This window comes from Streptomyces sp. sk2.1 (assembly GCF_008120935.1).
GTDB lineage: Bacteria > Actinomycetota > Actinomycetes > Streptomycetales > Streptomycetaceae > Streptomyces.
In genome coordinates this window covers 714324-726583 of sequence record NZ_RDBO01000055.1, presented here as the reverse complement: position 1 = coordinate 726583, position 12260 = coordinate 714324, and the positions used below count along the sequence as shown (strand labels likewise).

At 72.3% G+C, this 12260-nt stretch carries 9 protein-coding genes and 4 pseudogenes; 7 read left to right on the top strand and 6 right to left on the bottom strand.

The features are described from left to right. Positions 1–23 precede the first annotated feature (23 nt). A pseudogene (locus EAO76_RS20810) lies at positions 24–2150 on the top strand (ATP-binding protein); the annotation flags it as partial. Between the two features lie 221 nt (positions 2151–2371). Further along, positions 2372–2581, top strand: coding sequence for a hypothetical protein (locus EAO76_RS20805; RefSeq protein ID WP_148837361.1), 210 nt, complete (start codon positions 2372–2374; stop codon positions 2579–2581). A gap of 136 nt (positions 2582–2717) precedes the next feature. Here EAO76_RS20805 and EAO76_RS20800 read toward each other — a convergent pair whose 3' ends face one another. The 3 genes and pseudogenes from EAO76_RS20800 to EAO76_RS20790 all read right to left on the bottom strand — a co-directional run. Beyond that, the gene (locus EAO76_RS20800) at positions 2718–3116 is read right to left on the bottom strand and encodes a hypothetical protein (protein WP_148837360.1); all 399 of its coding nucleotides are present in this window, start codon (positions 3114–3116) and stop codon (positions 2718–2720) included. After that, on the bottom strand, positions 3113–3388 hold the full coding sequence (locus EAO76_RS20795; protein WP_262375609.1) for a hypothetical protein: 276 nt from the start codon (positions 3386–3388) through the stop codon (positions 3113–3115). The genes EAO76_RS20800 and EAO76_RS20795 overlap by 4 nt, the downstream gene beginning before the upstream one ends. A gap of 157 nt (positions 3389–3545) precedes the next feature. Beyond that, positions 3546–4349 (bottom strand): annotated as a pseudogene (locus EAO76_RS20790) (AMP-binding protein); the annotation flags it as partial. 91 nt (positions 4350–4440) lie between these two features. On the opposite strand from EAO76_RS20790, the gene EAO76_RS20785 reads away from it, so the two are divergent. From EAO76_RS20785 to EAO76_RS20775, 3 genes are read left to right on the top strand one after another with little or no spacing between them, the layout of a single operon-like run. Further along, a complete protein-coding gene (locus EAO76_RS20785) occupies positions 4441–5589 on the top strand; it encodes a lipid-transfer protein (protein WP_148837461.1) in 1149 nt (382 codons plus the stop codon). A 5-nt stretch (positions 5590–5594) separates the two neighbouring features. After that, positions 5595–6035: a Zn-ribbon domain-containing OB-fold protein gene (locus tag EAO76_RS20780; RefSeq protein ID WP_148837358.1), complete on the top strand. Its 441-nt coding sequence runs from the start codon at positions 5595–5597 to the stop codon at positions 6033–6035. Positions 6036–6041: 6 nt separating this feature from the next. Then, positions 6042–6875: an enoyl-CoA hydratase/isomerase family protein gene (locus tag EAO76_RS20775; RefSeq protein WP_148837357.1), complete on the top strand. Its 834-nt coding sequence runs from the start codon at positions 6042–6044 to the stop codon at positions 6873–6875. A 60-nt stretch (positions 6876–6935) separates the two neighbouring features. On the opposite strand, the gene EAO76_RS20770 is transcribed toward EAO76_RS20775, so the two are convergent. Further along, positions 6936–7490 carry a hypothetical protein gene (locus EAO76_RS20770; RefSeq protein WP_148837356.1) on the bottom strand — a complete coding sequence of 185 codons (555 nt, stop codon included), beginning with the start codon at positions 7488–7490 and terminating at the stop codon, positions 6936–6938. A gap of 170 nt (positions 7491–7660) precedes the next feature. On the opposite strand from EAO76_RS20770, the gene EAO76_RS46415 reads away from it, so the two are divergent. Then, on the top strand, positions 7661–8146 hold the full coding sequence (locus EAO76_RS46415; protein ID WP_262375608.1) for a hypothetical protein: 486 nt from the start codon (positions 7661–7663) through the stop codon (positions 8144–8146). 40 nt (positions 8147–8186) lie between these two features. On the opposite strand, the pseudogene EAO76_RS20760 reads toward EAO76_RS46415, so the two are convergent. After that, a pseudogene (locus EAO76_RS20760) lies at positions 8187–10360 on the bottom strand (PQQ-binding-like beta-propeller repeat protein). A 669-nt stretch (positions 10361–11029) separates the two neighbouring features. On the opposite strand from EAO76_RS20760, the gene EAO76_RS20755 reads away from it, so the two are divergent. Continuing rightward, entirely contained in the window at positions 11030–11677 is a 648-nt protein-coding gene (locus EAO76_RS20755) for a TetR family transcriptional regulator (RefSeq protein ID WP_148837355.1), read from the top strand. Positions 11678–11989: 312 nt separating this feature from the next. Here the strand turns inward: EAO76_RS20755 and EAO76_RS20750 are convergent. Further along, positions 11990–12259, bottom strand: a pseudogene (locus EAO76_RS20750) (nitroreductase family deazaflavin-dependent oxidoreductase); the annotation flags it as partial. Between the last annotated feature and the right edge of the window lies 1 nt (position 12260).

The following is a 12260-nucleotide window of genomic DNA, read 5'->3' as shown; positions in this document are numbered from 1 at the left end:
CACGAAGGAGGAGCGGCCGGTGAAGTCCGGCACGGTGGCCGGTGCGCCCCGCCCAGCTCCCGGCCACCGTGCCGGACTTCACCGGCCGCTCCTCCTTCGTGCGCGAGCTCGGCGACCGGCTGGCGACCGCCGAGGGGTCCGTCATGGCCGTCTCGGCACTGGCCGGCATCGGCGGCGTCGGCAAGACGACCCTCGCCGTGCACGTCGCCCACCAGGCGCGCCAGCACTTCCCGGACGGCCAGCTGTACGTGGACCTCCAGGGCGCGGGGGCACGGGCCGCCGAACCGGAGACGGTCCTCGGCGCGTTCCTGCGCGCCCTGGGCACGGCGGACTCGGCGATCCCCGACTCGATGGACGAACGCGCCGCGCTGTACCGGTCCACCCTGGACGGCCGCCGCATCCTGGTCCTCCTCGACAACGCCCATGACGCGGCCCAGATCCGCCCCCTCCTCCCCGGCACCGCGGGCTGCGCGGCCCTGGTCACCAGCCGCGTCCGCATGGTCGACCTGGCCGGCGCCCACCTCGTCGACCTGGACGTGATGTCGCCCGAGGAGGCGCTCCAGCTCTTCACCCGGATCGTGGGCGAGGAGCGGATCAACTCCGAGCGCGAGGCGGCCCTCGACGTGGTCGCCGCCTGCGGTTTCCTCCCCCTGGCCATCCGCATCGCCGCCTCCCGCCTGGCCGCCCGCCGCACCTGGACGGTCTCCGTCCTCGCCGCCAAGCTCGCGGACGAACGCCGCCGCCTGGACGAGCTCCAGGCCGGTGACCTCGCGGTGAAGGCCACCTTCGAACTCGGCTACGGCCAGCTCGAACCCGCCCAGGCCCGCGCGTTCCGCCTGCTCGGCCTGGCCGACGGCCCCGACATCTCCCTCGCCGCGGCGGCCGCCCTGCTCAACCTGGACGTGCACGTGGCGGAGGACCTCCTGGAGGCCCTGGTCGACACCAGCCTCGTGGAGTCGGCGGCCCCGGGCCGGTACCGCTACCACGACCTGGTGCGCCTCTACGCCCGCTCCTGCGCGGAACGCGGCGAGGAGCCCCCGGAGGAGCGGGAGTCGGCCCTCTCCCGCCTGCTGGACTTCTACCTGGCGACGGCCGCGGGGGTGTACGCGCTGGAGCGACCGGGGGACCGTGCCGTCGCCCATCTGGTGGGCACCGAGCACCCCGGGCTCGAATTCGCCAACGGGCACGAAGCGGTGGACTGGCTGTACAGCGAAGCCGATTCGCTGCTCGCCTGCGCCCATCAGAGCGCGTCGAACGGAATGCTGCAGCGTGCCGTCGACCTGCTCTGCGCGGCGAAGGACCTCGCCGAATCGGGGGCGAATTCCCGCCAGTACGAAATCACCGGTGCGGCCCTGCGCGATGCCGCGAGGGCTGCCGCCGACCCCCGTTCCGAGGCGCGGGCCCGCGCCTCGCTGTCCACCGTCTACCTCGTCTCCGGCCGTTTCGCGCTGGCCGACGAGGAGGCCGGGCACGCGATGGAGCTGGCCAGGAGCACCAAGGACCCGATCCCCGCGTGCTGGGCGCCCAACGACCGCGGCATCATCGCGTTCTACCAGGGGCGGCACGAGGAGGGCGAGGAGTTCCTGCAGGAGGCGATAGACCGCTACCGGGCGGACGGAAACCTGGTCGGCGAGGCCTCCGCGCTGTGCAACCTCTCCCGCATCCACGTGAACATGGACCGCACGGCCAGCGCGGTCGAGCTCGCCCGGCAGGGCACGGCCATCTTCGACGGGATGGGGCTCAGCCTCCGTACCGCCAACGGCCGCTTCGCGCTGGGCATCGCGCTCACCCAGGCCGGAAGGCCGACCGAGGCGCTGGAGGAGCTCGACGAGGCGCTGCGCGTGTTCCAGAACAACCGCCAGCGGCTCTGGGAGGGGTCGACCCACTTCCGGATGGCGGAGGCGCACCTGGCCGACGCACGCCCCGCGCGGGCGGCCCAGCACGCGGAACAGGCACTGGCCCTGCGCGTCATCGGGGGCGAGTGGATGCGGGGCAATGTTCTGATCACTCTGGGACACGCCCTCGAACGCCTCGGTCAGATCGACCGGTCACATGCATGCTGGACCGAAGCCCTGGCCATCCACGAGCAGTTCGGGGCCGCGGAGGCCGACAAGGTCCGGGCCCTGCTCACTCCGGTCGACACCGTCTGAGGCGCCTGAGCCGGAAGAGAACCGTCGGCGTTCATCGAACGTTTATCGCCACTCGGCAGTCTTAGGTCCATCGATCCGCCGTGTCGGGGGGCAGACGGATCGCAGGGGGGACCACACCGCTAGGGTGAACGGCCCTGACGTGCCCGTCCAGCAGTCCACGGGGGAACAGCTGGACGGGCATCGCCGACCGAGCAAGCAAGATCTCTGGGGAGTTGACAGGCATGAGCGACGCACTGAAGCCGAAGACCGGTGCCGCGATCACACAGGAGAACCACGCCGGCAGCCCGGGCAACGGGGGAACCGTCAAGCCGCTGGAGAACCACGCCGGCAGCGTCGGCGAAGACATCACCACCCTGGAGAACCACGCCGGCAGCACGCCGAAGGACCTCCTCAAGACGCAGGAGAACCACGCGGGTTCCGAGAAGGCCTGAAGCCTCACTCGACGGGGGAGCGGCCGCGGCGGCGCGGAGGGGGAGCCGTCGCGGCCGCTGCATGTCTGCGGACGCGGGCACACAGTGGTGAAGGGGCACCGGCCGGTCGGCTCGTGCCCCTTCTTCGTGTCCGCTCCTACAGCCCCCGGACCAGCACCTTCGGGTCGCACAGCTTCCCCATGCCGTCCTCGTCCGAGGTGAGGACCACCACCCGGCCCCGCTGCCGCCCCGCGATCACCGCGAGGGCCGCGTCGATGGCGTACTCGTGACCGTGCAGGCCGGTGTCCGCCAGCAGGCCGATCGCCTCGTCCGCGACCTCCTTGGTCACGGGTTCGACGACGATCCGGGACATCGCCCAGTTCCAGTCCGCGCGCCGGATCCTGTCGTGATACGCCTCGACGAGGGTCATGGAGCTGGTCAGGACCCTGGCACCCACCTGGTGGGCCTTGGTGAGCATGGCCGTCATGGCACGCTCACGGCGTACCGCCCTCGACAGGGCCTCACTGTCCAGCACGAAACAGAGATCTGCTGTCACGCGGCCGCCGCTCCGTCCTGTGCGTCCGGCTGCCGTTCCTCGAACCACCGCTCGATGTCACGCATCTCCGCCGCGGCAGCCGCCTGTTCCTCCTCCGTGGGCGGCCCGCCCTTCTCCTGCATCCACGCCACCAGCTCCCCCAGCCGGTCGTGCTCGCGCTGGCGCTCCACGGCACGGGTGACGTACGCGCTGAAGGCCCCCGGGCCCACCTCGCTGCGGATCTCCTCCGCGAGCTCCTCCGGCAGCGTGACCGTGTACTTCTTGGTTGCCATACCAGCCACCATACTTCCGGCCGTACTCGCATGGCAGCCCGGTTCGCTCCATGGGGTATGCGTGCGACCGCGTGGAGTGACCGCACCGTCAGCCTCCCGCCCGCCCCCGCAGTTCCCCCTGGGCACAACGGATTCAGGCAGGTCGGAAACCCGACGTGGGGAGGAGCGATTCGGCGGCGATGTTGGCCAGGGCCGTGTCCACGTCGAACACCGGTTGCGGGACCATCGTCGCGCCCCGCATCAGGCACGCGATGACGCCCGCCTTGTAGCCGAAGGTGTGGAAGAAGGGGTTCACGATCAGGTAGCGGTCGCCCTCGCGCAGACCGGCCAGTTCGCTCCAGGTCGCGTAGCAGCGCAGGGTCTGGGCGTGGGTGATCACCGCGCCCTTGGGCCGGCCCGTGGTGCCCGAGGTGTAGATGATGTCGGAGGGGTCCGAGGGGGTGATCGCGTCGGCCCGGGCACGCACCTCGGCCCCGGACACCTCCTCCCCCGCCGCCAGGAAGTCCTTCCAGGTGACGTAGTCGTCGGGGGCGGAGTCGGCGAGCACCACCACCCGTTCCAGGTGCGGGAGCGGCACCCCGGCCCGGCGCAGGGACGCCACGTAGGAGGTGCCGAGGAAGGTGCCCGTCACGAAGAGGAGCCTCGCCCGGCTGCGGTCCAGGACGTACGCCGCCTCCGCGCCCTTGAAACGGGTGTTGAGGGGGACGAGGACCGCGCCCGCCGTGACGGCGCCGAGCGCGGAGACGATCCAGTCCAGGCTGTTCGGGGCCCAGATCGCGACCCGGTCCCCCGGTTCCACGCCCGAGGCCAGGCACGCGGCGGCGGCCCGTTCGACGCGTCCGCCGAGTTCGGCGTACGAGATCCGGGTCCGGCCCTCGACGACCGCCTCCCGGTCCCCGTAGCGCCGTGCCGCCGCCCGTACCAGTTTCGGGATGCTGTCCCACTCCTCGTCGCCGCGCATCGCTCGCCCTCCTGACGCAATAGCTGACTATCCGTCAGATTAGCTGTAGCCTCAGCCGCTGTCAGCAGTCATGACTGCCTGGGAGGTGGCGGTGACGGCGCTCAAGGACGCGACCGCGATAGCCGGCATAGGACAGACGGCCTTCGCGAAACGGCTCCCCGAATCCGAGAAGACCTTGGCCTGCCGGGCCATCGTCGCGGCGCTCGACGACGCGGGCATCGCCGCGTCGGAGGTGGACGCGTTCGCCTCGTACACGATGGAGGAGACCGACGAGGTCGAGATCGCCAAGTCCATCGGGGCGGGCGATGTCACCTTCTTCAGCAAGGTGGGGTACGGGGGCGGCGGCTCCTGCGCGACGATCGCGCACCTCGCCGCCGCCGTGGCGACCGGGCAGGCGAGCGTCGGCGTCGCCTGGCGGTCGCGGAAACGGGGTTCGGGCCCCCGGCCCTGGAAGAACACCGCGGCGCAGCTGCCCACCCCCGGCCAGTGGACCCGCCCGTACGGGCTGCTGCGGCCGGCCGACGAGATCGGCATGCTGGCCCGGCGGTACATGCACGAGTACGGGGCGACCCGCGACCATCTCTTCAACGTCGCCCTCGCCTGCCGCAACCGCGCCAACCAGAACCCGGACGCGATGATGTACGAGCGGCCGCTGACCCGCGACATGTATATGACCTCGCGCTGGATCAGCGAGCCGCTCTGCCTCTTCGACAACTGCCTGGAGACGGACGGGGCGCTGGCCTGTGTCATCGTCTCCGCCGAGCGGGCCCGGGACTGCCGGCGCAAGCCCGTCTACATCCACTCCGTCGCCCAGGGCCTGCCCGCCCAGCACCACGGGATGGTCAACTACTGGAACGACGATCCGCTCTCCGGTCCCGCCTGGACGGCCGCCCGGCAGCTGTGGAAGCAGGCCGACTTCGGCCCGGACGACGTCCATGTGGCGCAGATCTACGACGCGTTCACCCCGCTCATCCCGCTCTCCCTGGAGGGCTACGGCTTCTGCGGGCGCGGCGAGGGTGCCGCGTTCACCGAGGGCGGGGCGCTGGAGAGCGGCGGCCGGCTGCCGATCAACACCGGGGGCGGCGGGCTCAGCGAGGCGTACGTGCACGGCTTCAACCTGATCACCGAGGGCGTGAAGCAGTTGCGCGGCGTCTCCACCGCCCAGGTCCCCGGTGCCGCCACGTGCCTGGTCACCGCGGGCGAGGGCGTGCCCACATCCGCCGTACTGCTGAGGAGTTGACCGGAATGGACGGAATGTTGCTGCCCGTCGTGGACGAGGACGGCGCCCCGTTCTGGGAGTACGCGGCCCGGGGCGAGCTGCGGGTGCAGGCGTGTACGGCCGAGGGGTGCGGGAAGCCGCGTTTCCCGCCGCGGCCGTGCTGCCCGCACTGCCAGTCCTTCGACAGCGAGTGGCGGCCGACGAGCGGGCGCGGGCGCATCTGGTCGTACGTGCTGCCGCACCCGCCGCTGCTGCCGGCGTACGCCGCGCAGGCCCCGTACAACGCCGTGGTGGTCGAACTGGCCGACGCGCCGGGCATCCGGCTGGTCGGGAACGTGGTGAGCGGGCCGGACGCCCCGCTGGACTCGGTCGATCCGGCGCGGCTGCGGATCGGCGCGCCGGTGCGGGCGGTGTTCTGCCCGGCCGGGTCCGGGGCGACGCTGGTGCGCTGGCTGCTGGAGAGGTGAGCGGCGGTGGCGCTGCGCACGGAGCGGGACGAGGGGACCGGGGTCGCGCTCGTCACCCTCGACCGGCCCGACCGGCTGAACGCGGTCGACCTGGCGACGGCGGACGAACTGGCCGCCGTCTGGCGGGCGTTCCGCTTCGACGACGGGGTGCGGGCGGTCGTGGTCACGGGGGCGGGCGGCCGGGCCTTCTGCACCGGGATCGACCGGGGGGTGGACGTGCCGCAGCCCTCGTCCCCGTACACGATCGACGACCCGCTGATCGCGATCGGGCCGAAGGCGAACGACCTGTGGAAGCCGGTGATCGCGGCCGTGGAGGGAATGGCCTGCGGCGGGGCGTTCTACCTGCTGGGCGAGGCGGAGTTCGTGATCGCGTCCGAGGGGGCGACGTTCTTCGACCCGCACACCACGTACGGCATGGTCAGCGCGTACGAGACGATCTCCATGGCGCAGCGGATGCCGTTCGGCGAGGTGGCCCGGATGTCCCTGATGGGAACGGCCGAGCGGGTCTCGGCCCGTCGCGCGTACGAGATCGGGCTGGTCAGCGAGGTGACGGAGGCCGGCGGCGCGGTGGCGGCGGCGCTGCGGGCGGCGGAGGTCATCGCCTCGTACCCGACGGCGGCGGTGCAGGGGACGGTACGGGCGGTGTGGTCCGCGAAGGAGGCGGCCAGGGCCCGGGCCATGGCCCACGCCCCGCACCTGATCGCGCTGGGGAACCTGCCGCCGGAGCAGCAGGCCGAGCTGTTCCGGGGCCGGAGCCGGAGCCGGAGCCAGGACGGCGACGGCAGCAGCAGCCGGGACGGCGGCGGGAGCGGGGGCCGGGGCGGGTTCCGGACCCGGTGAGGACGGGAGGCCGGCCACCGGCCCGGTGGAGGCGGTGGCCGGCCTCCCGGTCCGATGGGGTCAGTAGCTCAGCTCGGCCTCGACCCGGCATCCCTTCACCCGGGAGACCTTGCGCGGGCTGTCCATCCGCACGGAGACGGTCTCGGTCTCGCCGCCCTCGGCGGTCACGGTGGCGTGACCGAGGTCGATGGTGTTGCCGGCCGCGTTGAAGAACTCCACCTCGACCTCGTAGGTGTGCGAGCCGGTGGCGGCGGCCGTGAGCCGGACGGTGGAGGTGGTGACGGCCTTGCGCTTGCCCTTGCGGGGCTGGGCGCAGCGGAGGACTTGGACGCTGGGCTCGTCCGAGGCGGTGGGGGCCGGGGTGCCGTAGTCGGTGCCGCCCGAGGAGGAAGAGGAACTCGACGAGTCGCCGTAGTCGTAGTCGTCGTTGTTGTCGTAGTCGCTGCTGCTGCCGTTGCTCTTCTTGGAGTTGGAGCATCCCCCGCCGCTGCTGCTGCTCGACCCCTTGCTCTTGCTCTTGCCGCCGCGACCGCCGGAGGAGGAGGTGGAGAAACCGGTGAGGGCGAGTACCACCACGACCAGTACCGCGGAAAGCTTGATGTGCTGCCGCATCATCGATGCAGCCCCCCTTGTGTTGTTGTCCGTTTCTTCTGTTGTCGAACGACCGCGCGACACGCTAGCGCACGGTGGCGGGGGCGAGGAGGCGGGCGTAGCGTCGAGGCCGAGAGCGGTGCAGAAGCGGTGCAGAGCTGTGACACCTGCCCGTACACCGCGGGAGGCCGGTGATGATCCGCAACGTCCTCGGCTCGGTCCTCGCTCTCGCCGGAGCGGCGGCCGCCGTGCTGAGCCCCTTCCGTGACTGGTACGACGGCCGCCCCGGCCCGGGGTGGGGCGTGGCCCAGGCCGCCGCGGGCGGGGTGCTGCTGCTGGCGGGCGTGGTGGTGATGTCGGGGTGGCCCGGCCGCGGGGCACGTGACCGGCCGTACGAGGCGCCCGGTTCGGAACATCCGGACACCTGGCCGCCGACGCAGGAGCCGGGTCCGTCCGTCCAGACGAGCACGCTGCCGGAGCCCGAACCGGAGCTGTACACGGGGCCGCCCCCGGGCCACCGCCCGGCGCACCACGCGGACGCGGACGCGGACCACGAGGACACGGACCACGCGGACGCAGACCGCGGGGATGCGGACCGCGGGGATCAGGAGCCCGCCCCGCGCCCCGCCGCACCGGACGAGGACGAGGGGCCGGGTACCGGTCGTCCGCCGCGCCGCTGAGTCCCGTGGGCCCACGGGCCACGGCCCCGGGCGGGGCGCGTCAGGCCCGCGCCCGGCCTCCCGTGCCCGTGCCCTTCAGCGCGTCCAGCGCGTACACGCAGCGGTCCTTGCTGCACGCGTACACGACGCCGCCCTGCGCCACGGGCGAGCCCGTGATCTCGCCGCCCGTCGCCAGCTTCCAGCGGAGCTGCCCGCCCGCCGCGTCCAGGGTGTACAGGACGTGGTCGGCGGAGCCGAAGTGGACCCGTCCGTCGGCCACCACCGGGGAGCCCACCACCTCGCCGCCGGCCGCGAACCGCCACTTCGGGGTGCCGGTGACCGCGTCGAGCGTGTACAGGGCGCTGCCGCTGCCGACGTGCACGTTCCCGGCCGTGACCAGGACCGGTTCGATCGACTGGCGGGCCTCCGTGGCGATGCGCCAGCGGTCCTTGCCGGTCGAGGCGTCGAGCGCGTAGACCGTGCCGAGGTAGTCGGCGAGGTACACGCCGCCGCCGGTGACGGCCGGGCCCGGGGCGAAGGCGGGCGGGGAGAGGAAGACCGAGGGCGACTCGAAGTGCCAGCGGACGTGGCCGGACATGGTCTCGACGGCCAGCACCCGGGCCCCCGCGCTGACGTAGACGTAGCCGTCCGGGGCGGCCGTCACCCGGACCGGCACGCCGCCGCAGGAGGCCGCGTCGCCGATGGGGTAGGACCAGCGCTCGATGCCGGTGCGGGCGTCCACGGCGCGCAGCCGGGCGTCCTGCCACAGGTAGACCGTGCCGTCGTGGATCACGGGCCCGGCCTCGGCCGTCTCGAAGTCGGTCTGCAGGCCGCTGCTCTCCCACAGCTTCTCGCCCGAGGACGCCTCCCACGCCTGGACGCCGCCGCCGCGGGTGCCGGTGACGACGGTGCCGCGTCCGGCCTTGAGGGAGTACACCCAGGCGTCCGTCTGCAGCCGCCACTGCTCGGCGCCGGTCGCCGCGTCCAGGGCGTACAGGGACGGGCCGTCGGAGGCGTGGATCCTGCCGCCCTCGACGGCCATCACCCAGGCCACGTCGCGGGTCTTGAACTGGCGCCGCCCGTTGCCGACGTCCAGGGCGTGCACCTCGAACGACGTGACGTAGAGCAGGTCCCCGGCGACGACGGGCGTCCCCCACACGTCGTTGGACATCCGGAACCGCCAGGGCCGCCAGCGGTCCGGTTCGGGCGGGGGGTCGGCGGGCTGCGCGGGGCCGCCGAGGAGCGCGGGTCGGGGTGGGCGCGCCGGCCGCTGTCGGGGCCGGCGGGCGGCGGTCCGGGCGGCGGGGGCGGCGGGGTGACCGGAGGGGCGGGCGCGGGCCGCCGACCGCCGCGGCGCTGCTCGATCATCGTGGTGGCGGAGGCCGGCAGCCACGCCGAGGCCGTACCGCTGTCGTCGCCGCCGGAGGCGAACAGGTGCGGGGCGAGCTGGGCCTGGAGGTCGGCGGGGGTGGGCCGCAGCGCGGCGTCCATCTGCATGCAGGACTCGATCAGCGGACGCAGCTCGCCGGGCAGGCCCTCCAGGTCCGGGCCCTCGCGCAGCAGCATGAAGACGGTCTCGACGGGGTTGGCGCCGTGGAACGGGGCGTGGCCGGTGGCGGCGAAGACCAGGGTGGAGCCGAGCGAGAAGATGTCGCTGGCGCCGGTGACGCTGCGCGAGTCCCTGGCCTGCTCGGGCGACATGTAGGCGGGGGTGCCGACGGCGACGTTCGTCATGGTCAGGCGGGTGTTGGAGACCCCGGACGCGATGCCGAAGTCGATCACCCGGGGGCCGTCCTCGACGACGAGCACGTTCGACGGCTTCATGTCGCGGTGGACGAGCCCGGCACCGTGGATGGACTGGAGCGCCTCGGCGATCCCGGCGGCCAGCCAGCGCACCGCCTGGACGGGCATGGGCCCGCACTCGGTCACTATCTCTTCCAGCGAGGGGGCCGGCACGTAGGCGGTGGCCAGCCACGGCACGGCGGCCCGCGGGTCGGCGTCCACCACCGCGGCCGTGTAGAAGCCGCTGACAGCTCTGGCCGCCTCCACCTCGCGCGTGAAGCGGACCCGGAACAGCTGATCCTCGGCGAGCTCCGTGCGCACGGTCTTGATCGCCACCCGCCGGCCCGAAGCCGAGCGGGCGAGGTAGACGAGCCCCATGCCGCCGGCACCGAGCCGGCCCAGCACCTCGAACGGGCCGATCCGCCTCGGGTCGTGCTGCGTCAGCTGCTCCACCACTTGCCCTGCCACCTCCCCGTACGGGCCTCAGGAACAGAAGCCCGCGAAAACCCGCCTGTACGGCGTCTCACCACTGGGCACCACCCGGCGGTGCGCTCCCCCGATTCTTCCTGGCTGAGGCCCCGGTTGCGAACCCGGGGGCGGATCGGGGTGTCACAGCTCACTCCGCCCCCATCCCGGACACAGGCGGACGGAACACACCGAACGTGACGTCCCGGCCACCCCGCCCGAGCGACGTCCCGGCCGTCGCGCCACGGTTCGCAGTAGCACTTTTGCCACACTCCCGCCGCATCCCGGACACGAAACGATCGCGCCACGTCCGCACTCCGACCGCGACCGTCCGCCACCGCACCGGAAACGGTGCACATCCCACCCGCACACACCCCGCGATCCATTTCGGTGACGCTCATCACAGTTGCGGCGACGGCAGGGCGTGCGGGACACTCCCCAGCTCGACAAAAGCGAACAAATTTTCGATAGAAAAGTTCCATACTCACGGCGTCACGGAAAGTTATCCACGGAAGCTATCCACAGGCTGTTGATACGACTTACTGCTGAGCGGTGCGCATCCGTCGAAATCCGGCCACTCCCCCCACCGTTCCTGCGGGGCTCCCCATTTGCACTCGGCCGAATCGCGCTCCGATCACCCCTCGGTAAGCTGACGGCATGACAGGACAAGTACGCACCGTCGACGGCCGCGTGGCCGGTCGACGCGGACAGGCGACGCGGCAGAAGCTGCTCGACTGCCTCAGCGAGATGCTCAGCTCCTCGCCGTACCGGGACGTCAAAGTCATCGACGTCGCCCGGAAGGCGGGGACTTCCCCCGCGACCTTCTACCAATACTTCCCCGACGTCGAGGGCGCCGTCCTCGAAATCGCCGAGGAAATGGCGAAGGAGGGCGCCGGATTGACCGAACTGGTCGCCGGACGCTCCTGGGTCGGCAAGGCCGGCTGGCAGACGGCCGAGGAGCTCGTCGAGGGCTTCCTCGACTTCTGGCGGCACCACGACGCGATCCTGCGCGTGGTCGACCTCGGTGCGGCCGAGGGCGACAAGCGCTTCTACAAGATCCGCATGAAGATCCTGAACTCGGTCACCAACTCCCTCACCGAATCGGTGAAGGAGCTCCAGGCCAGGGGCAAGGTCGACAAGGACGTCAGCGCCGCCGCGATGGCGGGCTCACTGGTCGCGATGCTGGCCGCGGTCGCCTCGCACCAGAAGGGCTTCACGACCTGGGGCGTGAAGCAGGCCGAACTCAAGCCGAACCTCGCCCTGTTGGTACACCTGGGCATCACCGGCAGGAAACCGACGAAGTAGTACCGGCGCCAACGCCCCATCCCCCACTGGGCATCGCGCGGCAGTTCCGGGCGCCCCAGGTCCTGTCTCACCGACGGCGGACCACTCATGTGGTCCGCCGTCGGTGCACCCGGACCGTTTTCACGCACACGGCGCACACCCCGATACGCGTCCGACATCTCCGTACGCGTCCGCACACCGCCGCACGCCCCGCACACCGTCACGCGCCCTGCGTGCCCCGAGTGCCCCCACGTGCCCCCTCCCGCGTCCGACCCAGGGCCCGCGTCCGCGTCCGGTTCAAGGCCCGCGTCCGGCCCGGATCCCGCGTCCGGTTCAGGGTGTCGGGCCGTCCCGCCGTTCCAGCCTGAACAGCCTGATCTCCCGTTCGACCCGCGCCTGGTAGGCCGCGTACGGCGGCCAGAACTCCAGCGCCCTGCGCCACACCGCCTCCCGCTCCGCCCCCTCCAGCAGCACGGCCCGTACCGGGATGTCCCGGCCCCTGCGGTTGACGACGGCCTTGTCGGGGCCGGCCAGCAGGTTCGCGGTCCAGGCCGGATGCCCCGGACGGCCGAAGTTGCTGCCGATCAGGATCCAGCCCGTCTCC

Excerpts from the sequence above, each read along its gene's own strand:
- EAO76_RS46415 (WP_262375608.1), top strand. The coding sequence starts at position 7,661 with ATGATCCGCAACGTCCTCGGCTCGGTCCTCGCTCTCGCCGGAGCGGCG.
- EAO76_RS20805 (WP_148837361.1), top strand. The coding sequence starts at position 2,372 with ATGAGCGACGCACTGAAGCCGAAGACCGGTGCCGCGATCACACAGGAG.
- EAO76_RS20780 (WP_148837358.1), top strand. The coding sequence starts at position 5,595 with ATGGACGGAATGTTGCTGCCCGTCGTGGACGAGGACGGCGCCCCGTTC.
- EAO76_RS20770 (WP_148837356.1), bottom strand. The coding sequence starts at position 7,490 with ATGATGCGGCAGCACATCAAGCTTTCCGCGGTACTGGTCGTGGTGGTA.
- EAO76_RS20755 (WP_148837355.1), top strand. The coding sequence starts at position 11,030 with ATGACAGGACAAGTACGCACCGTCGACGGCCGCGTGGCCGGTCGACGC.
- EAO76_RS20795 (WP_262375609.1), bottom strand. The coding sequence starts at position 3,388 with ATGGCAACCAAGAAGTACACGGTCACGCTGCCGGAGGAGCTCGCGGAG.